We start from the raw sequence: 21,006 nt of genomic DNA, 5'->3' as shown, positions 1-21,006 counted from the left end.
TCATTATTTCCGCAGTAATTTTTGCAAGCGCTCAATAAAACGCTGAGGTGGCATATAGCCAATCACGCGTTGATCCGCCTGCTCTTGCGAATTTAGATTAAAGATCAGAATACCTGGCGGCCCAAACAGCCCATAGCGCTTTAGCAGTGCTTGATTTTCTTGGCTATTTGCAGTCACATCAGCTTGCAGCAAAACAAATTGTTTTAATGTCTCGCTGACTTCTGGATTAGCAAAAGTATTTACCTCCATCTCCTTACAGCTGATGCACCAATCCGCATAGAAATCGAGCAAGACTAATTTGTGATCTTGCTTAGCTTTAATTAGCTGTGCATCCAACTCTGCTAGCGAATAAATTACTACAAAAGACAAGTCGCCGCTTTGATGGATTTTTTGTCCATTCACTGTTTTTACAGACCCAGCAGGCTCATTTTTTTGGATCAAAGGAGATGCGATCCAAGCAGCAGTAGCCACAAGTAAAACGCCCAAGGTGCGCTGTAGCCATATCATCCAAATGCCGGTCGACGGAATCAAAATGCGCGCTTCAATCGCAATAAAAAGAAGTGGCAGCCCCATTCCTAAGGCCATGACAAATAGCAATCCAGCCCCTAGGCTCATAGACCCTGTTTGGGCGATAAAGGCTAAAACACCCGCTAAAGGAGCTGTAATACAGGGGCTAGCAACCAAGGTGGAGATTCCGCCCAAGGCAAAGGCTCCAAGCACGCTACCCCCCCTTTGACGACCCGCCAACTTATCGACATGGTGATGCCATGAGCTTGGCAGGCGAAGCTGATAGAGGCCGAATAGACTGCCTGAGAGAGATAGCAGCAATAGGGCAAAGGCAGCTAATGCAACCGGGCTTTGCAAGGCCCTTTGTACGCTACCTCCAAGTGCCGCCATTAAGGTTCCCGCTAATGCATAGACCATAGCCATACCTAAAACATAAGAGAGCGCCAAAAGGCTTGCGCGTCCTTTAGAAATTGTTTTGCCACCTTGGGAACCGAAGATTACGCTCGACAAAATCGGGAGCATTGGTAACACGCAAGGCGTAAATGCCAAGGCCAGTCCCAATACAAAAAAGGCTAGGAATAAATACCCAGTAGCTGTGCTTTCTAGGAAACGACTAATCGCATTAATATCGTCTCGTTCACGCCATAAATCAGCCAAGCTAAATTCAACTGAAGCACTAACGCTAGCTTGTACACCATCCAATATTTCAGGTAGTGGCGCTGCCTTAACAACAGGCCCTGCTAATAAAAACTTCAAGGTCATGGGTGGATAACAAATGCCGGCTTCTGCGCATCCCTGCAGAGTCACCTCTGCATAGATAGGCTTACCTGTAATCGGCTTAACATCCAATAGCGCCATAAAGGGCTGCTTGTATATCTGCAATTTTTTCTGAAAAGTTTCATCGAACTTTTCAATACCAGACGGTAATGCAGGTCTTATATTATGTAGGTTTCCGGGCCGAGCACCAGCCTGGAATTTAAGGGATTCTTGGTAGATGTAATAGCCCTTGGCAGGAATCAATTCGATCTCAATTTGATTAGCATTTTCTAACCAAGAAGCTTCTACCCGAAATGCTTTCTCTGGGGGTAAAAAATCGGGTGCTGCAAATACTTGCCCAGAAAGCAAAATTAGTAGCGCAAAAATCTTCACCAGAAAAAAGTAAGCTCTCATTACCTCGAATTTACCTCAGAGCGGACCCACTGACCATACTGTTGCTCATATTGTTCTGGTGAAAATGCCAAAACCTCAGGTAAATCATACGGGTGACTTTCTTTAATAAACGCACAAATTTCTTCCCATTGATGCAATACCGTTTTGGCTGACAAGAGCACCTCTTGCTCTTCACAAATCTTTCCTTCCCACCGATAAACCGAATACAGCCCTTCGCTAATTTGGACACAGGCTGCGAGATGGGTCTCAACCAAGGCTTTAGCCAAAGCCGTGGCTGCCTCCATATTTGGAAGACTAGTAACAACTACTAATAGCTTATAAGAATTGACTGAGAGAGCTTGAGGCATACCATCTTTATAACTCGTAAATGAAAAAAGCCAGACCGAAGCCTGGCTTTCTTTTGCAAGCTAGAGACTTAAGCCTCTTCAGTTGCTGCTGTTTCTTCAACTTCTGGGCGATCTACCAACTCAACCAAAGCCATAGGCGCATTATCGCCATGACGGAAGCCAAACTTCAAAATACGAAGGTAGCCACCTGGACGTGTTGCATAACGTGGGCCGAGCTCTGTAAAGAGTTTGGTCACGATATCGCGATCACGAGTGCGGTTAAATGCCAAGCGCCGGTTTGCTAAGTTGTCTTTTTTACCCAAGGTAATTAAAGGCTCAACAACCATACGCAATTCTTTTGCTTTTGGCAAAGTGGTTTTAATCACTTCGTGCTCCAAAAGAGAATTGGACATATTGCGCAGCATCGCCAGGCGATGTGAAGATGTTCTGTTTAGTTTGCGTAAGCCGTTTCCGTGACGCATGATGCTTCCTTTCTAATTATTTCTCGAGGTTAGCTGGAGGCCAGCTTTCGAGTTTCATGCCAAGACTTAAGCCACGAGCAGCCAATACGTCTTTGATTTCATTCAAAGACTTACGACCCAAATTAGGCGTCTTCAACAATTCATTCTCTGTACGTTGAATCAAGTCACCGATGTAATAGATGTTCTCAGCCTTCAAGCAGTTTGCAGAGCGAACTGTGAGCTCGAGGTCATCTACTGGACGCATCAACATAGGATCAACCATTGAAGAGCGGCTTGGTGCTAAATCACCAGAAACTTCACTGCTCTCGAGAGCTGCGAATACAACCAACTGATCTACCAAGATACTAGCTGCTTGACGAATCGCTTCTTCAGGTGACAACACACCATTGGTTTCGATAGTCATAACGAGACGATCAAGGTCAGTACGTTGCTCAACACGAGCGGATTCAACAGCGTAACTAACACGGCTTACTGGGCTAAATGAGGCATCCAACACAATACGACCAATAATCTTAGTAGTCTCATCGTTGTATTGACGCACGTTACCTGGCACATAGCCACGACCTTTTTCAACCTTGATCTGCATATCCAGCTTGCCACCAGCAGACAAGTGAGCAATTACGTGGTCAGGGTTCATGATTTCTACATCGTGCGGAAGATCGATATCTTTTGCTGTAACGACGCCTGGGCCTTCTTTACGCAAATTGATCGTGACTTCATCACGTGACTGCAACTTAAATACGATACCTTTGAGGTTCAATAAAAGGTTTACTACATCCTCTTGAACGCCATCCAAAGTGGAGTACTCATGAACAACACCTGCAATTGCTACTTCAGTTGGCGCGTAACCAACCATTGAGGATAAGAGTACGCGACGTAATGCATTTCCGAGTGTGTGGCCATAGCCACGCTCGAACGGCTCCATAACAACCTTAGCTTGGTTGGCGGTAAGCGCTTCAACAGAAATAATTTTGGGCTTGAGCAAATTTGTTTGCATATTTTTTCCTTGAGAGTGCCTAATTAGCGTGAATACAATTCGACGATCAAACTTTCATTAATTTCGCCGCTGATATCTTCGCGGTCGGGCACTTGCTTAAATGTTCCTTCCAGCTTAGTAGCGTCAACTGAAACCCAGGTAACTGCAGACATTTGCTGAACTAAATTCAATGATTCTGTAATACGCGCTTGCTTCTTCGCTTTTTCACGAATTGCAACAACATCACCAGGCTTAACCTGAATAGATGGGATATTCACTGGACTACCATTGAGCAAAATTGCACAATGAGAAACCAACTGACGCGCTTCAGCACGGGTTGAACCAAAGCCCATGCGATAAACCACGTTGTCGAGACGTGACTCAAGCAACTGGAGCAATGTTTCACCAGTATTGCCCTTACGACGCTCAGCTTCTGCGAAGTAACGACGGAATTGACGCTCTAAAACGCCATAAATACGCTTAACCTTTTGCTTTTCACGCAATTGATTGCCGTAATCCGATGTTCTTGAGCCAGATGTACGACCATGTTGACCAGGCTTAGTATCTAACTTGCACTTGTCTGACAGGGCGCGACGTGCGCTCTTTAAAAATAAGTCGGTACCTTCCCGACGTGCTAATTTGGCCTTAGGCCCTAAGTAACGTGCCACGATGCTTTCCTTTCTTTGCCGCAGTCTTGCGACCGGCGGTGAGTTCACCCTTTAAATCAGATGAACAGTGGGCTTTTAATAAAAAAACTACTAAAACTTGTACTGCCAACTTCCTAGCTTAGATACGACGACGCTTAGGAGGACGGCAACCATTGTGTGGAACTGGAGTGACGTCTTGAATCTCAGTGATCTTGATGCCCAAAGAGTTCAAAGCGCGAACTGCTGATTCACGACCTGGGCCCGGGCCCTTGATCTGAACTTCCAAATTCTTGATACCGCATTCAACTGCAGCTTTACCAGCAACTTCTGCAGCTACCTGAGCAGCAAAAGGTGTTGACTTACGCGAGCCCTTGAAGCCCTGGCCGCCAGAAGTTGCCCATGAAAGCGCATTTCCTTGACGATCAGTGATCGTAATGATGGTGTTATTAAAAGAAGCGTGAACGTGTGCAATACCGTCAGCAACGTTCTTTTTAACTTTCTTTCGAGTGCGCTGTGATGCGGCGGAAGCGGATTGTTGTTTTGCCATGTCAATAAACTTTCTTGATTATTTCTTCAGTTGCACGCCAGACTTGCGTGGGCCCTTACGGGTACGCGCATTAGTCTTAGTACGTTGACCACGTACAGGCAAGCCCTTGCGATGGCGTACGCCACGGTAGCAACCTAAGTCCATCAAACGCTTGATGCTCATAGTTACTTCACGACGAAGGTCACCTTCGGTAATGAACTTACCTACTTCATCACGTAACTTTTCCAAGTCAGCGTCAGTAAGATCTTTAACTTTTTTATTGATTGCAACACCCGTGGTTTGACAAATTTTGTTAGCACGAGTTGTGCCAATACCAAAAATTGCTGTTAAACCGATAACAGTATGTTGATGATTTGGGATGTTTACCCCAGCGATACGTGCCATGAGATTTCCTCTTAATTAACCAGATCAGCCTTGACGCTGCTTATGACGTGCGTCTGAAGAACAGATCACGCGCACAACGCGTTTGCGCTTAATGATCTTGCAATTTCTGCAAATACACTTAACGGATGCTAAAACTTTCATAACTCACCTCTTAAAAATAGGTACTACTTAATCTTTACTTCGCCCGGAATATGATTCTGGCGCGCGTCAGGTCGTAAGGAGTCATCTCCACCGTTACCTTATCTCCCGGCAAAATGCGAATGTAGTGCATCCGCATCTTTCCAGAAATGTGCCCAAGAACCACGTGTCCGTTTTCTAGCTTCACGCGAAACATCGCATTCGGCAAATTTTCTACAATCTCACCCGCCATCTGAATTACATCGTCTTTAGACATTCAGTTAGGCGCCCATCTTAAAGTTAGCTTTTTTCATCAAAGAACCGTACTGCTGCTGCATCACAAATGACTGAACTTGAGCCATAAAATCCATCGCAACAACAACAATAATCAACAATGAAGTACCGCCAAAATAGAACGGCACGTTGTACTTCAAGACTAAAAATTCTGGTAGCAAACAAACCAAAACCATGTAAATCGCACCAGCCAATGTCAAACGCACCAAGATCTTGTCGATATAGCGCGCTGTTTGATCACCCGGGCGAATACCTGGAACGAATGCACCACTCTTCTTCAAATTCTCAGCAGTCTCGCGGCTGTTAAACACCAAAGCGGTATAGAAGAAACAGAAGAAAATAATCGCTGCTGCGTAAAAAATGGTGTACACAGGCTGACCTGGAGCTAAGGTTGCCGCCAAGTCCTTAATGATTCTGCTGACGATATTGCCTGGTTCGCCTGATGTGAACCAACCAGCAATCGTTGCAGGGAACAAAATAATGGATGAAGCAAAAATTGGGGGAATAACACCTGCCATATTTAGCTTCAATGGAAAATAAGAAGACTGGCCGCCATAAATCTTATTGCCAACCTGACGCTTAGCGTAGTTCACCAAGATACGGCGCTGACCACGCTCTACAAATACTACAAAATAAGTTACTGCTACGCAAATTACAACAATCAGCAATGCAGAAATGATATTCATCGAACCAGTACGAACTAGCTCTAATAAGCTTGCCAATGCATTCGGCAAGCCGGAAACGATACCGCCAAAAATGATGATGGAGATGCCGTTACCTAAACCGCGCTCAGTGATTTGTTCACCTAGCCACATCAAGAACATCGTGCCAGTGACCAAAGTCACTACGGTATTGAGTTCAAACATCAAACCTGGATTTACTACTAAGCCTGGCTGAGCTTGCAAAGCAACGGAGATTCCCAGTGCCTGGAAAGTTGCTAAAAATACTGTGCCATAACGGGTGTACTGAGTAATCTTACGTTGACCCGCTTGACCTTCTTTTTTCAAAGACTCTAATGAAGGCACAACGATAGTCATCAACTGCATGATGATCGATGCAGAAATATAGGGCATGATTCCCAGGGCAAATACAGTAAAGCGAGATAACGCGCCGCCTGAGAACAAGTTAAACATTCCCAAGATGCCGTCTTTTTGGCCAGCAAATAATTGTGCCAGTTGGTCTGGATCGATACCAGGAACTGGAATATGTGCACCTAAACGGAACACGAGCAAAGCCAACACCAAGAAAATCAAGCGTTGACGTAATTCGCCAAACTTGCCTCCTGCTGCAGTGCCTGTGTTATTGGTAGGTGCTAAAGCCATATTAAATAAAAGATCGATTAAGCCGCTTCAAGCAATTTGCCGCCAGCTGCTTCGATAGCTGCTTTTGCACCAGCAGTCGCTGTAATGCCCTTAAGGGTTACGGCAATCTTGAGTTCACCTGTCTTAACAACCTTAACAGCATTGATTTGCTCGCCAGCAAAACCATGTGCTTTCAAAACCAATAAGTCCACCTCTGGCAAATTGATTTTTGCTAGGTCGTTCAATGTAATTTGACCAACGTGACGACGTGTCAAAGATACGAAACCGCGTTTTGGCAAACGACGGTACATAGGCATCTGACCGCCCTCGAATCCAACCTTGTGGAAGCCGCCGGAACGGGATTTTTGACCTTTATGACCACGGCCAGCAGTTTTGCCAAGACCAGAACCAATGCCGCGACCTACGCGACGACGGTTTTTCTTGGAGCCCTCTGCGGGCTTAAGTGTATTGAGTTCCATAATATTTGCCTATTTGCTTGCTAGTTAGCTAACAACTTTAACTAGATAAGAAACTTTATTAATCATGCCGCGAACAGCTGGAGTGTCTTCCAATTCAGAAACTGAATTGATACGACGAAGGCCTAAGCCTCGTACAGTTGCACGGTGGCTTTCGCGTGTACCGATCAAGCTGCGCACTAATTGCAGTTTGACTTTGGAGTTAGATGTTGTCATTTGTAGATTCCTAATCTTTTGGTCTTAGCCGAGAATCTCTTCAACTGACTTACCGCGCTTCGCAGCAATCTCAGCAGGAGTACTCATCTTGCTCAAACCATCAATGGTTGCACGAACCAAGTTGTACGGGTTTGTAGAGCCAAGTGACTTAGCAACCACGTTAGTTACACCCATTACGTCGAAAATTGCGCGCATTGGGCCGCCAGCAATAATTCCAGTACCGTCTTTAGCTGGTGAAATCAAAACGCGTGACGCGCCATGTTGACCAGTAACAGTGTGCTGCAAAGTACCTTTGCGCAAAGTTACTTTGATCATCTTGCGACGAGCTTCATCCATTGCTTTTTGAACAGCAACTGGAACTTCTTTTGATTTGCCTTTACCCATGCCGATGCGGCCATCGCCATCGCCAACAACAGTGAGTGCAGCGAAGCCGAGAATACGACCACCCTTAACCACCTTAGTTACACGGTTAACAGCGATCATCTTCTCGCGAAGACCATCATCACGCTCTTCGTTTTGCATCTTAGTTTGCATTTTTGCCATGTTTTTTCCTAAACCTTATTAGAACTTCAGGCCGGCTTCACGCGCAGCTTCAGCTAAGGCCTTAATACGGCCGTGGTAACGATGACCGGAACGATCAAATGCAACATCAACAATGCCTGCTTTAACAGCACGCTCAGCAACTAATTTGCCGATTTGTTTTGCCGCTTCAGCGTTGCCGCCGTTTTTGATCGCTTGGCGCAATTCTTTTTCCATTGTTGAAGCGGCTGCTACAACTTTGGTTCCGCATGGGCTATATACCTGTGCAGAAATGTGTGTGTTGCTACGGATAACTGTTAAGCGATTTGCCAATGCTTCGGCAATGCGAATACGAGTCTGCCGAGCGCGTCTTTGTCTGGATTCGTCTTTATTCATTTTCTAATCTCGCTTACTTCTTCTTGGTTTCTTTCAGATGCACAACCTCATCCACGTAGCGAACACCCTTGCCTTTGTATGGCTCTGGTGAACGGTATGCGCGAACTTCGGCTGCGACCTGGCCAACTTGCTGCTTGTTGGAGCCTTTAATAATGATTTCGGTTTGCGATGGAGTCTCCGCCTTTACACCCTTTGGAAGGTTGTAAATAATGTCGTGTGAGAAACCCAACTGCAATTTCAATGTTTCACCTTGAGCAGCAGCACGATAGCCAACGCCTACCAGGCTGAGCTTGCGCTCAAAGCCAGTAGTTACGCCGACAACCATGTTGTTTACCAAAGCACGGGCTGTACCTGACTGTGCACCAGCTTCTGGTGAGTCGTTATTCAAAACAACTGTCAATACGCCATCTGCTTGTTTCAAACCAACAGAAGGGTGCAAGTTATGCGTCAAAGTACCCAATGGGCCTTTAACAGTCACGTTTGCACCATTGATATTGATTTCAGCGCCTTTAGGAACTGTAATTGGTGATTTACCTACGCGGGACATATTTCGCTCCTTAAGCTACGTAGCAAATAACTTCGCCGCCCACGCCTGTTGCACGTGCTTTACGGTCTGTCATTACGCCTTGAGGGGTTGAAATAATTGCAATGCCCAAGCCATTCATTACTTCTGGAATGTCATGACGGCCTTTATAGATACGTAAACTTGGTGTCGATACACGGTCAATACGCTCGATAACAGGACGGCCTGCATAGTATTTGAGATCAATGTGGAGCACTGGTTTAGCTGCTTCGCCTTTGATTTCAAAACTTTCGATATAGCCTTCATCTTGCAAAACTTTTGCGATGGCTACTTTAACTTTTGACGACGGCATTGTGACTAGTGGTTTCTGCACTGCTTGCGCATTGCGGATCCTGGTCAACATGTCGGCGATTGGATCGCTGATACTCATGAGTTCTCCTAATTCTTTCGCCGCTTACCAGCTGGCCTTGGTTAAACCGGGGATTTCGCCGCGGAAGGCGATTTCACGAATCTTGCTACGAGCCAAACCGAACTTACGGAATGTGCCACGTGGGCGACCGGTTAATGAACAACGATTTCTTTGACGAATCGGGCTTGCGTTACGTGGAAGTGCCTGTAGTTTCAAGCGAGCTTCATAGCGCTCTTCATCGCTGCGTGATTGATCAGCAATGATTGCTTTCAGTTCGGCACGCTTTACAGCGTACTTCTCTACAGTTTTAGCGCGCTTATTCTCGCGCTCAATTAGGGATAGTTTTGCCACGTTAGCCTCTTAATTGCGGAAAGGGAATTTGAATGCTGCCAACAAAGCTTTTGCTTCTTCGTCGGTTTTAGCAGTCGTCGTAATACTAATGTTGAGGCCACGGAGGGCATCAATTTTGTCGTATTCGATTTCAGGGAAAATGATCTGTTCTTTAACGCCAATGTTGTAGTTACCGCGGCCATCAAATGCTTTGCCAGAGATACCGCGGAAGTCACGTACGCGTGGCAATGCAACAGTAACGAAACGATCCAAGAATTCGTACATGCGTGAACCACGCAATGTCACCATGGCACCGATTGGGTAGCCTTGACGAATTTTGAATCCAGCAATCGCTTTTTTAGCTTTAGTTACTACTGGCTTTTGGCCCGCAACTTTAGTTAAATCACCCACTGCATTTTCGATAATTTTCTTGTCATTCACCGCATCGCCCAAGCCCATGTTCAGGGTAACCTTGGTGATACGTGGAACTTCCATTACCGACTTGTAACCAAACTTGGCAATCAAATCAGCAACAACCTTTTCTTGGTAGTGTTCTTGGAAACGTGTGCTCATAATTTCTCCGTGCCCCTTATGCGCTTAAAGTTGCGCCAGTGGTTTTGAGGAAACGCTGCTTTTTACCGTCAACGAGTTTGATACCAACACGTGATGGTTTGCCGTTACCGTCAACCACAGCCACATTAGAAATGTGAACAGGCATAGTCTTGTCAATCATGCCGCCGGTTACACCTGCAGCTGGGTTTGGCTTAACGCTCTTTTTATAAATATTTACGCCTTCGATCACTAATTTGTTCTCGAGAACGGCCGTTACAGTTCCTTGCTTGCCTTTATCGCGGCCAGTCAACAAAACTACGGAATCACCTTTACGAATCTTTTTCATATCAGCCTCTTAAATCACTTCGGGGGCGAGAGAAACGATCTTCATGAACTTCTCAGTACGCAATTCGCGTGTCACTGGTCCGAAGATACGTGTGCCAATTGGCTCTAACTTAGCGTTGAGCAATACCGCAGCGTTTGCATCGAACTTAATCAATGAACCGTCTGGACGGCGAACACCCTTAGCTGTTCTCACTACAACAGCGTTATAAATATCGCCTTTTTTTACACGGCCACGTGGAGCAGCTGACTTAACGCTGACTTTGATGACATCACCGATACTGGCGTAACGACGCTTAGAGCCGCCCAATACCTTGATGCACAAAACTTCACTGGCGCCTGTGTTATCGGCGACCTGCAATCTACTTTCGGTTTGTATCATTTCTAATCCCCAACTTATTGGCCAAAGGCAAACAGTCTTGGTTCCGTCTATGGGCTTTAACGAAAGTTAAAACCCGGAATTAATGAAAAACACTGATTCTCCAATAAAACCAGAGAAGCCTTCTATTCTACTACGTAAATCAGGGATTTGGGAAGAATCTTCACAAATCCCCTAAAAAATACCTTAAATACCCTTTGAACCCTCAACTAAACGGGTCACAACCCAAGATTTAGTACGTGAAATTGGCTTAGATTCAGCAATTTCAACGGTATCACCCATCTTGTATGTGCCAGCTTCGTCATGAGCATGGTACTTTTTGGACTGGCCAACATACTTACCAATCACTGGATGCTTAACTTGACGCTCAACTAACACCGTCACAGTTTTTTGCATTTTGTCGCTAACAACGCGGCCCACAAGGGTGCGGCGTAAGGGTTTAGATAATTCTGTCATAGCCCTTTTTCCTTATTTCTGTGCCGTCTTTTGGGTGATAAAAGTCTTTACACGAGCGATGTCGCGTTTAGTCTTACCCAATTGGCTGGTATTAGTGAGTTGCTGAGTGCCTTTTTGCATGCGGAGCTTAAAGTTAGTCTTTAAGAGCTCTGTCAATTCTGCGTTCAAGCCAGTCAGATCTTTAGCTGCTAATTCTTTATTTTTCATAATCTCTATCCCGATCAACCTAAGTGGCGAATCACGAAAGTGGTCTGCAAAGGTAATTTAGCGGCAGCAAGCTTGAAAGCTTCGCGCGCCAAAGTTTCATCCACACCATCCATCTCGTAAAGCACTTTGCCTGGTTGAATTTCAGCTACGTAGTACTCTGGGTTACCTTTACCGTTACCCATACGTACTTCAGCAGGTTTTTGTGAAATTGGCTTATCTGGGAAAATACGAATCCAGATACGACCACCACGTTTAATATGACGGGTCATTGCGCGTCGTGCCGACTCGATTTGACGAGCAGTTAAACGACCACGGCCAACGGCCTTCAATCCAAAGTCACCAAAGGCTACAGAGCTACCGCGTGTTGCCACGCCAGTGTTACGGCCTTTTTGTTCCTTACGATACTTACGACGCTTTGGTTGTAGCATGCTTACTCTCCTGACTTCTGCGTATCTGCGGCAGGTGCTTCGACCTTACGCACACGCTTTACTGCTGGTTTAGCAGCAACTAATGGCTTGTCAGTGCCAGCAGCTGGTTTACGAGCAGCTGTTTTGCTTGGAGCACGACGAGTTTTCTTTTCTTCGGCAGCTGGTTCTGTAGATGGAGCAGCTACTTGAGCTTCTGCACCACGACCCAATGTATCGCCTTTGTAAACCCAAACCTTTACGCCGATGATGCCGTAGGTTGTTTCAGCTTCTGATGTTGCGTAGTCAATGTCCGCCTTCAATGTATGAAGTGGAACACGACCTTCGCGGTACCATTCGCGACGAGCAATTTCTGCGCCGTTTAAACGACCGGATGACATGATCTTGATGCCTTGCGCGCCAAGACGCATTGCACTTTGCATTGCACGCTTCATTGCACGACGGAACATGATGCGCTTCTCTAACTGTTGAGTAATAGAGTCAGCAATCAATTGCGCATCAACTTCTGGCTTACGAATTTCTTCAATATTGACGTGAACTGGAACACCCATGCGCTTTTGTAATTCGCGACGGAGAACTTCAATATCTTCGCCTTTTTTACCGATTACAACACCTGGACGTGAGCTATAGATTGTGATACGTGCATTCTTAGCAGGACGCTCGATCACTACTTTGCTAACAGATGCATTCTTCAACTTCTTCTTCAGATAGATGCGGACATCAACGTCCTCTTTCAGCATCTTTGCAAAATCAGTATTGTTTGCATACCAACGTGATGTCCAATTCTTCGTTACCGCGAGTCGGAATCCGGTTGGGTTTATCTTTTGTCCCATATCTTTCCTTAGTTACTCAAGGTCACGCTAATGTGACAAGTTTGTTTTTCGATTTGATTGCCACGGCCCTTAGCGCGCGCAGTGAAACGCTTCAAGGATGTGCCTTTATCAACGATTACCGCCGATACCTTGAGCTCATCAATGTCGGCACCTTTATTGTGTTCAGCATTTGCAATCGCTGATTCAACTACTTTTTTCACAATGAAGGCAGCTTTCTTGGGGCTGAAATTCAAAATGTTTAATGCGCGTGCAATCGGCAAACCACGAATTTGGTCGGCGACCAAACGTGTCTTTTGCGCTGAAATGCGGGCGCTCTTGTGAATAGCTTTAACTTCCATCATCATCCCCTTACTTCTTCACAACTTTCTTGTCAGCAGCGTGACCTTTGAAAGTACGGGTCAAGGCAAACTCGCCTAACTTATGACCCACCATGTTTTCTGATACATAAACCGGAACGTGTTGACGACCGTTGTGTACAGCAATTGTCAGACCGATAAAGTCTGGAAGAATTGTTGAACGGCGTGACCAAGTTTTGATTGGCTTCTTGTCTTTGTTGGCTTGTGCGACTTCAACTTTATTTACCAAGCTGGCTTCGCAAAATGGGCCTTTTTTAGCTGAACGTGTCATATCTATTTTTCCTTAATCGCTTAGCGCTTTTGACGGCGTTGAACGATCATCGATGTTGTACGCTTATTGCGACGTGTACGATAACCTTTGGTTGGAGTTCCCCATGGAGATACAGGTACGCGGCCTTCGCCAGTCTTACCTTCGCCACCACCGTGTGGGTGATCTACTGGGTTCATTGCCACACCGCGAACGGTTGGGCGGATACCACGCCAGCGGTTTGCACCAGCTTTACCAATCACGCGCAAGCTATGCTCTTCGTTACCAACTTCACCAATAGTAGCGCGGCACTCGATCAGAACACGGCGAACTTCACCGGAGCGCAAACGCACTTGAGCGTATACACCTTCACGAGCTAACAACACTGCTGAACCACCGGCGGAACGAGCAACTTGCGCACCTTTTCCTGGCAATAATTCAACACAGTGAATAGTGCTACCAACTGGAATATTGCGAATAGGCAAGTTATTACCAGATTTGATCGGTGCTTCGGAACCATTCATGATGGCTTGGCCAACAGTCATGCCTTTAGCAGCCGGAATGTAGCGACGCTCACCATCCACAAACACGATCAATGCAATATTTGCACTGCGGTTTGGATCGTATTCCAAGCGTTCTACTTTAGCTGGAATGCCATCTTTGTCGTTACGTTTGAAATCAACAACACGATAGTGATGCTTATGACCACCACCTTTATGACGGGTAGTGATGTGACCATTATTGTTACGACCCGCTTTTTGAAACTGTGGCTCTACTAACGCTGCAAAAGGTTTACCTTTATGCAGGTCAGGATTGACCACCTTGACCATTGAGCGACGACCTGGTGAGGTCGGTTTTGTCTTCATCAAAGGCATGATTAATTCGCCTCCGCTTCAAAGTTAATTTCTTGACCTGGCTTCAAATTCACATAGGCCTTCTTAGTGTGGTCACGACGACCTTCAAAACGGCCATAGCGCTTAGGCTTACCCTTTTGATTCACGATTTGAACTGAGTCAACTTGCACTTTAAAGAGCAATTCAACTGCTTGTTTTACATCGAGCTTGTTAGCATCGCGAGCTACTTGGAACACTACTTGTTCGTTTTTCTCTGCAACCATAGTTGCTTTTTCAGAGATAACCGGTCCAAGCAGAACCTTCATTAGATTGTGATCGTTTTTACGGACTTGGCTCATTTCAGCAACTCCTCAATTTTTGCGATCGCAGCTTTGCTAACCAATACTTTTTTGTATTGAACCAAAGCTAATGGATCAGCATGCTGTGGCTCACATACAGCAACCTTATGCAAATTGCGTGATGCCAAGAACAAATTCTCGCTAACCTGATCAACGATGATCAAAACTGAATCCAAGCCCATTGCCTTAACTTTGTCAGCTAAAACTTTAGTCTTTGGAGCGTCAAGATTAAATTGATCAACAACATTCAAGCGACCTTCGCGAGCTAACTGAGACAAAATCGATCTCATACCAGCGCGGTACATTTTCTTGTTTACTTTTTGGCTGAAATTCTCTTCTGGAGAATTCGGGAATATACGACCACCTCCACGCCATAGCGGGGAAGAACTCATACCAGCACGTGCACGACCAGTGCCCTTTTGACGCCAAGGCTTCTTGGTTGTGTGCTTTACTTGCTCACGGTCTTTTTGTGCACGGTTTCCACTACGTGCATTTGCTTGGTATGCCACTACCACTTGGTGTACCAATGCTTCGTTATATTCGCGCTCGAATACTTCTGGCGAGGCTTGTACGCCTGCACCTAAAGTACCGTTGTCTTGGAGAAGCTTAAGTTCCATATTCGCTCTCCTTATTTCTTCTTCAACGGTGTCTTCACCGCTGGAGTAACAATAACTTTACCGCCCGGGGCGCCTGGTATAGCGCCTTTAACCATGATGAGATTACGTTCTGCATCAATGCGTGCGATGACTAAATTTTGAACTGTTTTGGTAACGTCGCCAAGGTGGCCAGTCATGCGCTTACCTGGAAAAACACGACCCGGATCTTGCGCCATACCAATAGAACCTGGTACGTTATGTGAGCGTGAGTTACCGTGAGATGCGCGACCAGAAGCGAAGTGATAGCGCTTGATGGTACCGGCATAACCTTTACCAATAGAAACGCCTTGCACATCGACTTTTTGGCCAGCAGCGAAAGCAGCTTCAGCAGGAATAACTTGTCCTGGTGTCATTTCTGCAATTTTTGCTGCATCTAGTTTGAATTCATTAAGACCGTTACCAGCCATCACTCCTGCTTTAGCGAAGTGACCAGCCATTGCTTTGGTAACACGAGTTGCTCTACGTGTGCCATGTGCCAACTGGATAGCATCATAGCCATCAGTTGCCTGGGTCTTGATTTGAGCGACTCTGTTATCGCTCACGTCAATTACGGTTACAGGGATTGAATCCCCTTCGTCCGTAAATAGACGGGTCATGCCGACCTTGCGGCCGATTAAGCCTAAGCTCATATTCATGCTCCACGCCGACTTCGATTGGTCGGCAAAATTAATTTAAGTGATTTACAAGTAAAAGTACTTCTAAATCAATAACTTACAACGTTTTTAATGCTGATAAAGCCTAAAAATTCACCCAATTAATTGAGCGAAGCCTTTGATTCTATCCCGAAAACCCTGTCTTGACAAGCAAAAAGACTGGGAACAACAAATTATTGCAACTTAATTTCGACATCCACACCTGCAGGGAGGTCTAATTTCATCAAAGCATCTACAGTTTTCTCTGTAGGATCAACAATATCCATCAAACGAAGATGGGTACGGATCTCTAATTGATCACGAGATGTCTTGTTCACGTGTGGTGAACGCAAGATATCAAAACGCTCAATACGCGTTGGCAAAGGTACTGGACCCTTAACAACCGCACCAGTACGCTTAGCTGTATCAACGATTTCAGCCGCAGATTGGTCGATCAAACGGTAATCAAATGCTTTGAGGCGAATACGAATTTTTTGGTTTTGCATATTAATTCCAAAGAGCGTTGTGGTGCTGCCACGTTATACATCTAAAGAGCACGGTGACATCAGCAGCACTGATGTCACCGGTTAGCAAACCGCTAAATATTATTTACTTCTACTTCCTTAAGCCAAAATCTTTGCAACCACACCGGCGCCAACTGTACGGCCACCTTCACGGATCGCAAAACGTAAACCTTCTTCCATCGCGATAGGGGCGATGAGTTTTACGGTAATGGTTACGTTATCACCAGGCATGACCATTTCTTTGTCTTTTGGCAACTCGATTGAACCTGTTACGTCCGTTGTGCGGAAGTAGAACTGGGGACGATAGTTGTTAAAGAATGGTGTATGACGACCACCTTCATCTTTACCCAAGATGTAAACCTCGGCAGTAAAGTGAGTATGTGGGGTGATTGAACCAGGCTTGGCCAATACTTGGCCGCGCTCAACTTCTTCACGTTTTGTACCGCGCAACAAAATACCAACGTTGTCGCCTGCTTGACCTTGGTCGAGCAATTTGCGGAACATTTCAACACCAGTACAAGTGGTTTTGAGTGTTGGCTTGATACCGATAATTTCGATCTCTTCACCAACCTTAACGATACCGCGCTCAATACGGCCTGTTACAACAGTACCGCGACCAGAGATCGAGAACACATCTTCTACTGGCATCAAGAACGCACCGTCAATAGCACGCTCTGGAGTTGGGATGTAGGTATCTAAAGCTTCAGCCAATTTCATAATGGCTTCTTTACCCAATGGGCCTTCGTCGCCTTCTAAAGCCAACTTAGCAGAACCTTGCACGATTGGTGTGTCATCGCCTGGGAAGTCATATTTAGAGAGAAGTTCACGAACTTCCATTTCAACGAGTTCTAACAATTCAGCATCATCAACCATGTCGCACTTGTTCAGAAACACCACGATGTAAGGAACACCAACTTGGCGTGCCAAGAGGATGTGCTCACGCGTTTGTGGCATTGGGCCATCGGCTGCAGAGCAAACCAAAATAGCGCCGTCCATCTGAGCAGCGCCAGTAATCATGTTCTTAACGTAGTCAGCATGTCCTGGGCAATCCACGTGAGCGTAGTGACGGTTTGCAGTCTCATACTCAACGTGCGCAGTATTAATCGTAATACCACGGGCTTTTTCTTCAGGAGCAGCATCGATCTGATCGTATGCTTTCGCTTCGCCACCAAATGCTTTTGAGAGCACGGTTGCAATTGCTGCTGTCAATGTAGTTTTACCATGGTCAACGTGACCGATGGTGCCTACGTTTACGTGCGGTTTTGTCCGCTCGAACTTTTCTTTTGCCATTTTTGTCTGCCTTCTTTAGCTAGTCAATATTCAAAATTAATGTGGATAAATTACTTCGCTTTAGCAGCCATAACTGCTTCAGCAACGTTCTTAGGTGCTTCGGAATAGTGCTTAAATTCCATGGTGTAGGTAGCGCGACCTTGGGTCAACGAGCGCAAGCCAGTTGAATAACCAAACATCTCTGCCAATGGCACTTCAGCACGAACGATCTTGCCGCCGCCTGGAATGTCATCCATACCCTGCAAAATACCACGACGTGATGAGAGGTCACCCATTACGTTGCCCATGAAATCTTCAGGTGTTTCTACTTCAACAGCCATCATTGGTTCAAGCAATACTGGCGCTGCTTTGCGCATGCCGTCTTTAAATGCCATTGAACCCGCCATCTTAAATGCGTTTTCATTGGAGTCGACATCATGGTATGAACCGAAGAACAAAGTTGCTTTGATATCTACAACTGGATAACCAGCCAAAATACCAGAGTTCAATGTTTCACGAATTCCCTTTTCTACCGCAGGGATGTATTCGCGAGGCACAACACCGCCTTTGATAGCATCAATGAATTCAAAACCTTTGCCTGGCTCTTGTGGCTCAAGCTTCAATACAACGTGACCGTATTGACCGCGACCACCAGATTGCTTAACAAATTTACCTTCGATTTCTTCGCAAACCTTACGAATCGTTTCGCGATAGGCAACTTGTGGCTTACCAACAGTTGCCTCAACACCAAACTCACGACGCATACGATCAACCAAAATTTCTAAGTGGAGCTCGCCCATTCCAGAAATAATGGTTTGGCCTGATTCTTCATCGGTCTTTACGCGGAATGATGGATCTTCTTGAGCCAAACGATTCAATGCAAGACCCATTTTTTCTTGGTCAGGCTTGGTCTTTGGTTCAACAGCCTGTGAGATCACCGGCTCTGGGAATACCATACGCTCTAAGATAACAATGCTATCTGGATCACATAATGTTTCGCCAGTAGTTGCGTCCTTTAAACCAACTGCTGCAGCAATATCACCTGCGTACACTTCTTTAATTTCTTCACGTTGGTTTGCATGCATTTGCAACAAACGACCAACACGCTCTTTCTTGCCCTTGATTGGGTTGTAGATCGTATCGCCAGACTTCATCACACCAGAATAAACACGGAAGAAAATAAGTTGCCCAACAAACGGATCAGTCATGATCTTAAATGCCAATGCAGAGAATTTCTCCGCATCATCAGCTTTACGTGTTGTAGGTGTGCCGTCTTCCAATTCACAGGGAACTGGTGGAACATCCAATGGAGATGGCAACAACTCAACCACCGCGTCCAACATCGCCTGAACACCTTTGTTTTTGAAAGCAGTTCCACACATCATAGGAATGATTTCGTTGGCAATCGTACGCTGACGCAATGCTGCTTTAATTTCTTCTTCAGTCAGCGCTTCGCCACCAAGATACTTTTCCATTAGCTCTTCTGAGCTTTCAGCGGCTGCTTCCACCAACTTCTCGCGCCACTCTTCAGCAGATGCTTGTAATTCAGCAGGAATTTCATCGTAGTTAAATTTAGTGCCTTGCGAAGCCTCATCCCAATAGATGGCCTTCATTTTGACCAAATCCACAACGCCTTTAAAGTTTTCTTCAGCGCCAATAGGAATTTGGATCAATATAGGATTTGCCTTCAAACGCAACTTCATCTGGTCATAGACCTTGAAGAAGTTCGCGCCAGTACGGTCCATTTTGTTTACGAAAGCTAAACGGGGAACTTGATACTTATTTGCTTGACGCCATACAGTTTCTGATTGTGGCTGAACGCCGCCAACTGCACAGTAAACCATGCAAGCACCATCCAAAACGCGCATTGAACGCTCAACTTCAATGGTGAAGTCTACGTGTCCTGGGGTATCAATAATGTTGATGCGGTGCTCAGCAAAATTACCGGCCATACCCTTCCAAAAGGTGGTGGTAGCTGCAGAAGTAATCGTGATGCCACGCTCTTGCTCTTGCTCCATCCAGTCCATGGTAGCTGCGCCATCATGGACTTCACCAATTTTGTGATTAACACCGGTGTAGAACAAAACGCGTTCTGTAGTTGTTGTCTTACCTGCGTCAATATGCGCAGAGATACCAATATTGCGATATCTGTCGATGGGGGTTTTACGTGCCACTGTTGGTGCCTTTTCTTGACTATTTGATTAGAAGCGGAAATGTGAGAAAGCTTTGTTAGCTTCTGCCATACGGTGAACTTCTTCACGCTTCTTCATTGCTCCGCCGCGACCTTCTGCAGCTTCTAGTAATTCGTTGGCCAAACGTTGTGCCATGGATTTCTCGCCACGTTTTTTAGCAGCTTCACGCACCCAGCGCATTGCCAAGGCAGAACGACGAGATGGGCGAACTTCAACAGGAACTTGATAGTTGGCACCACCAACACGACGGCTTTTGACTTCAACCATTGGCTTAACATTGCCCATAGCTGTTGAGAAAATTTCGAGTGGTTCTTTGTTTGCTTTTTTCTCGATGTGATCAAAGGCACCGTAAACGATACGCTCTGCAACCGATTTCTTGCCGTCCAACATCAGGACGTTCATGAATTTAGCTACTTCTACATTGCCGAATTTTGGATCCGGCAAAATTTCCCGTTTGGGAACTTCACGACGACGTGGCATAACTACTCCTTCAGTTCAGTTAGGGATGATTCATGTGAATCATCCGCTCCGGTTGCCCTACTATCTAAGAAGATTCCTAGACGGAACAACCACTTACTTGTCTTTTAAGTCCGACAAACGATGACTTACTACAAATACTTCAGCAAAAATCTATTGAAAGATTAAGCAGATTTCTTGGCGCGTTTAGCACCGTACTTGGAACGCGATTGCTTACGGTCTTTAACGCCCTGCAAGTCAAGTGAGCCACGAACGATGTGGTAACGAACACCTGGCAAATCCTTTACACGACCGCCACGAATCAACACTACTGAGTGTTCCTGGAGGTTATGGCCTTCACCACCAATGTATGAAATCACTTCAAAACCATTGGTTAAGCGAACTTTGGCTACCTTACGCAGCGCAGAGTTAGGCTTTTTAGGAGTAGTGGTGTACACACGTGTACAAACACCACGGCGCTGCGGACTGTTTTCCAGTGCAGGGCTCTTGCTTTTAACGATAAGCCTGGATCTTGGCTTGCGTATTAATTGATTAATTGTTGGCATAAAATAGCTCGGTTAGTACTTCTTTGTTGCTTTCTTCAAGAAAATCAATGACTTAGAGAATTTCTAGGTCAAAAAGACCCTCTTCTGAATCAGTAGAACTCA

The 21,006-nt window shown here is 45.6% G+C and carries 35 protein-coding genes; all 35 read right to left on the bottom strand.

The genetic code is table 11. The features are described from left to right. Nucleotides 1–3: 3 nt before the first annotated feature. Nucleotides 4–1,677: a protein-disulfide reductase DsbD gene (gene dsbD, locus AOC07_RS00445; RefSeq protein ID WP_215357679.1), complete on the bottom strand. Its 1,674-nt coding sequence runs from the start codon at nucleotides 1,675–1,677 to the stop codon at nucleotides 4–6. Then, nucleotides 1,677–2,024, bottom strand: a complete 348-nt coding sequence (gene cutA / locus AOC07_RS00440; protein WP_215293460.1) for a divalent-cation tolerance protein CutA — start codon at nucleotides 2,022–2,024, stop codon at nucleotides 1,677–1,679. Before cutA ends, dsbD begins: the two co-directional genes overlap by 1 nt. 68 nt (nucleotides 2,025–2,092) lie before the next feature. Beyond that, nucleotides 2,093–2,485, bottom strand: coding sequence for a 50S ribosomal protein L17 (rplQ, locus tag AOC07_RS00435; protein WP_215293459.1), 393 nt, complete (start codon nucleotides 2,483–2,485; stop codon nucleotides 2,093–2,095). Between the two features lie 16 nt (nucleotides 2,486–2,501). Beyond that, on the bottom strand, nucleotides 2,502–3,482 hold the full coding sequence (gene rpoA / locus AOC07_RS00430; protein ID WP_011901925.1) for a DNA-directed RNA polymerase subunit alpha: 981 nt from the start codon (nucleotides 3,480–3,482) through the stop codon (nucleotides 2,502–2,504). Between the two features lie 23 nt (nucleotides 3,483–3,505). Beyond that, entirely contained in the window at nucleotides 3,506–4,129 is a 624-nt protein-coding gene (gene rpsD / locus AOC07_RS00425) for a 30S ribosomal protein S4 (protein ID WP_215293458.1), read from the bottom strand. A gap of 118 nt (nucleotides 4,130–4,247) precedes the next feature. Then, entirely contained in the window at nucleotides 4,248–4,655 is a 408-nt protein-coding gene (rpsK, locus tag AOC07_RS00420) for a 30S ribosomal protein S11 (RefSeq protein WP_088525623.1), read from the bottom strand. Between the two features lie 18 nt (nucleotides 4,656–4,673). Further along, nucleotides 4,674–5,039, bottom strand: a complete 366-nt coding sequence (gene rpsM, locus AOC07_RS00415) for a 30S ribosomal protein S13 (RefSeq protein ID WP_071464450.1) — start codon at nucleotides 5,037–5,039, stop codon at nucleotides 4,674–4,676. 24 nt (nucleotides 5,040–5,063) lie between these two features. Then, a complete protein-coding gene (gene rpmJ / locus AOC07_RS00410) occupies nucleotides 5,064–5,180 on the bottom strand; it encodes a 50S ribosomal protein L36 (protein ID WP_012357167.1) in 117 nt (38 codons plus the stop codon). A gap of 34 nt (nucleotides 5,181–5,214) precedes the next feature. Further along, nucleotides 5,215–5,433 (bottom strand): translation initiation factor IF-1, encoded by a 219-nt coding sequence (gene infA, locus AOC07_RS00405; protein ID WP_112202623.1) that lies wholly within the window; start codon nucleotides 5,431–5,433, stop codon nucleotides 5,215–5,217. 4 nt (nucleotides 5,434–5,437) lie between these two features. Beyond that, the gene (gene secY / locus AOC07_RS00400; RefSeq protein ID WP_215357677.1) at nucleotides 5,438–6,772 is read right to left on the bottom strand and encodes a preprotein translocase subunit SecY; all 1,335 of its coding nucleotides are present in this window, start codon (nucleotides 6,770–6,772) and stop codon (nucleotides 5,438–5,440) included. Between the two features lie 17 nt (nucleotides 6,773–6,789). Beyond that, the gene (gene rplO, locus AOC07_RS00395) at nucleotides 6,790–7,230 is read right to left on the bottom strand and encodes a 50S ribosomal protein L15 (RefSeq protein WP_215293456.1); all 441 of its coding nucleotides are present in this window, start codon (nucleotides 7,228–7,230) and stop codon (nucleotides 6,790–6,792) included. Nucleotides 7,231–7,254: 24 nt separating this feature from the next. After that, nucleotides 7,255–7,443, bottom strand: a complete 189-nt coding sequence (gene rpmD, locus AOC07_RS00390; RefSeq protein ID WP_215293455.1) for a 50S ribosomal protein L30 — start codon at nucleotides 7,441–7,443, stop codon at nucleotides 7,255–7,257. A gap of 24 nt (nucleotides 7,444–7,467) precedes the next feature. Beyond that, nucleotides 7,468–7,986: a 30S ribosomal protein S5 gene (rpsE, locus tag AOC07_RS00385; protein WP_011901917.1), complete on the bottom strand. Its 519-nt coding sequence runs from the start codon at nucleotides 7,984–7,986 to the stop codon at nucleotides 7,468–7,470. A gap of 18 nt (nucleotides 7,987–8,004) precedes the next feature. After that, complete coding sequence (gene rplR / locus AOC07_RS00380) at nucleotides 8,005–8,358, bottom strand: 50S ribosomal protein L18 (RefSeq protein ID WP_215293454.1); 354 nt, start codon at nucleotides 8,356–8,358, stop codon at nucleotides 8,005–8,007. A 13-nt stretch (nucleotides 8,359–8,371) separates the two neighbouring features. Continuing rightward, the gene (rplF, locus tag AOC07_RS00375) at nucleotides 8,372–8,905 is read right to left on the bottom strand and encodes a 50S ribosomal protein L6 (RefSeq protein WP_215293453.1); all 534 of its coding nucleotides are present in this window, start codon (nucleotides 8,903–8,905) and stop codon (nucleotides 8,372–8,374) included. A 10-nt stretch (nucleotides 8,906–8,915) separates the two neighbouring features. After that, nucleotides 8,916–9,311, bottom strand: coding sequence for a 30S ribosomal protein S8 (gene rpsH / locus AOC07_RS00370; protein WP_068947700.1), 396 nt, complete (start codon nucleotides 9,309–9,311; stop codon nucleotides 8,916–8,918). 24 nt (nucleotides 9,312–9,335) lie between these two features. Next, nucleotides 9,336–9,641, bottom strand: a complete 306-nt coding sequence (gene rpsN, locus AOC07_RS00365) for a 30S ribosomal protein S14 (protein ID WP_011901913.1) — start codon at nucleotides 9,639–9,641, stop codon at nucleotides 9,336–9,338. A 9-nt stretch (nucleotides 9,642–9,650) separates the two neighbouring features. Beyond that, complete coding sequence (rplE, locus tag AOC07_RS00360; protein ID WP_215293452.1) at nucleotides 9,651–10,193, bottom strand: 50S ribosomal protein L5; 543 nt, start codon at nucleotides 10,191–10,193, stop codon at nucleotides 9,651–9,653. Between the two features lie 16 nt (nucleotides 10,194–10,209). After that, a complete protein-coding gene (gene rplX / locus AOC07_RS00355; protein ID WP_011901911.1) occupies nucleotides 10,210–10,518 on the bottom strand; it encodes a 50S ribosomal protein L24 in 309 nt (102 codons plus the stop codon). 9 nt (nucleotides 10,519–10,527) lie between these two features. Further along, entirely contained in the window at nucleotides 10,528–10,896 is a 369-nt protein-coding gene (rplN, locus tag AOC07_RS00350; RefSeq protein ID WP_011901910.1) for a 50S ribosomal protein L14, read from the bottom strand. A gap of 183 nt (nucleotides 10,897–11,079) precedes the next feature. Beyond that, complete coding sequence (rpsQ, locus tag AOC07_RS00345) at nucleotides 11,080–11,349, bottom strand: 30S ribosomal protein S17 (protein ID WP_215293451.1); 270 nt, start codon at nucleotides 11,347–11,349, stop codon at nucleotides 11,080–11,082. A 12-nt stretch (nucleotides 11,350–11,361) separates the two neighbouring features. Next, nucleotides 11,362–11,556: a 50S ribosomal protein L29 gene (rpmC, locus tag AOC07_RS00340; RefSeq protein ID WP_088525613.1), complete on the bottom strand. Its 195-nt coding sequence runs from the start codon at nucleotides 11,554–11,556 to the stop codon at nucleotides 11,362–11,364. Nucleotides 11,557–11,570: 14 nt separating this feature from the next. Continuing rightward, entirely contained in the window at nucleotides 11,571–11,984 is a 414-nt protein-coding gene (rplP, locus tag AOC07_RS00335; protein ID WP_071464443.1) for a 50S ribosomal protein L16, read from the bottom strand. A 2-nt stretch (nucleotides 11,985–11,986) separates the two neighbouring features. Then, on the bottom strand, nucleotides 11,987–12,814 hold the full coding sequence (gene rpsC / locus AOC07_RS00330; RefSeq protein ID WP_215293449.1) for a 30S ribosomal protein S3: 828 nt from the start codon (nucleotides 12,812–12,814) through the stop codon (nucleotides 11,987–11,989). An 8-nt stretch (nucleotides 12,815–12,822) separates the two neighbouring features. After that, entirely contained in the window at nucleotides 12,823–13,155 is a 333-nt protein-coding gene (gene rplV / locus AOC07_RS00325; protein WP_215358374.1) for a 50S ribosomal protein L22, read from the bottom strand. A gap of 7 nt (nucleotides 13,156–13,162) precedes the next feature. Next, the gene (gene rpsS, locus AOC07_RS00320; protein ID WP_088525610.1) at nucleotides 13,163–13,441 is read right to left on the bottom strand and encodes a 30S ribosomal protein S19; all 279 of its coding nucleotides are present in this window, start codon (nucleotides 13,439–13,441) and stop codon (nucleotides 13,163–13,165) included. Nucleotides 13,442–13,461: 20 nt separating this feature from the next. Then, nucleotides 13,462–14,292: a 50S ribosomal protein L2 gene (rplB, locus tag AOC07_RS00315; protein ID WP_215293448.1), complete on the bottom strand. Its 831-nt coding sequence runs from the start codon at nucleotides 14,290–14,292 to the stop codon at nucleotides 13,462–13,464. A gap of 2 nt (nucleotides 14,293–14,294) precedes the next feature. After that, nucleotides 14,295–14,609 carry a 50S ribosomal protein L23 gene (gene rplW / locus AOC07_RS00310; protein WP_071464440.1) on the bottom strand — a complete coding sequence of 105 codons (315 nt, stop codon included), beginning with the start codon at nucleotides 14,607–14,609 and terminating at the stop codon, nucleotides 14,295–14,297. Next, nucleotides 14,606–15,226, bottom strand: coding sequence for a 50S ribosomal protein L4 (gene rplD / locus AOC07_RS00305; protein ID WP_215293447.1), 621 nt, complete (start codon nucleotides 15,224–15,226; stop codon nucleotides 14,606–14,608). The genes rplW and rplD overlap by 4 nt, the downstream gene beginning before the upstream one ends. 11 nt (nucleotides 15,227–15,237) lie before the next feature. Then, complete coding sequence (gene rplC / locus AOC07_RS00300) at nucleotides 15,238–15,894, bottom strand: 50S ribosomal protein L3 (protein WP_215294244.1); 657 nt, start codon at nucleotides 15,892–15,894, stop codon at nucleotides 15,238–15,240. 197 nt (nucleotides 15,895–16,091) lie between these two features. Beyond that, entirely contained in the window at nucleotides 16,092–16,403 is a 312-nt protein-coding gene (rpsJ, locus tag AOC07_RS00295; RefSeq protein WP_011901899.1) for a 30S ribosomal protein S10, read from the bottom strand. A gap of 117 nt (nucleotides 16,404–16,520) precedes the next feature. Beyond that, nucleotides 16,521–17,711, bottom strand: coding sequence for an elongation factor Tu (gene tuf / locus AOC07_RS00290; RefSeq protein WP_071464438.1), 1,191 nt, complete (start codon nucleotides 17,709–17,711; stop codon nucleotides 16,521–16,523). A gap of 50 nt (nucleotides 17,712–17,761) precedes the next feature. Then, on the bottom strand, nucleotides 17,762–19,864 hold the full coding sequence (fusA, locus tag AOC07_RS00285) for an elongation factor G (RefSeq protein ID WP_215293446.1): 2,103 nt from the start codon (nucleotides 19,862–19,864) through the stop codon (nucleotides 17,762–17,764). A gap of 27 nt (nucleotides 19,865–19,891) precedes the next feature. Beyond that, nucleotides 19,892–20,362 carry a 30S ribosomal protein S7 gene (gene rpsG, locus AOC07_RS00280; RefSeq protein ID WP_011901897.1) on the bottom strand — a complete coding sequence of 157 codons (471 nt, stop codon included), beginning with the start codon at nucleotides 20,360–20,362 and terminating at the stop codon, nucleotides 19,892–19,894. A 161-nt stretch (nucleotides 20,363–20,523) separates the two neighbouring features. Beyond that, complete coding sequence (gene rpsL / locus AOC07_RS00275) at nucleotides 20,524–20,904, bottom strand: 30S ribosomal protein S12 (protein WP_072582063.1); 381 nt, start codon at nucleotides 20,902–20,904, stop codon at nucleotides 20,524–20,526. Between the last annotated feature and the right edge of the window lie 102 nt (nucleotides 20,905–21,006).

Source organism: Polynucleobacter sp. UB-Raua-W9 (genome assembly GCF_018687435.1).
Lineage (GTDB): Bacteria > Pseudomonadota > Gammaproteobacteria > Burkholderiales > Burkholderiaceae > Polynucleobacter.
This window is presented reverse-complemented; position numbering and strand designations above follow the sequence as displayed.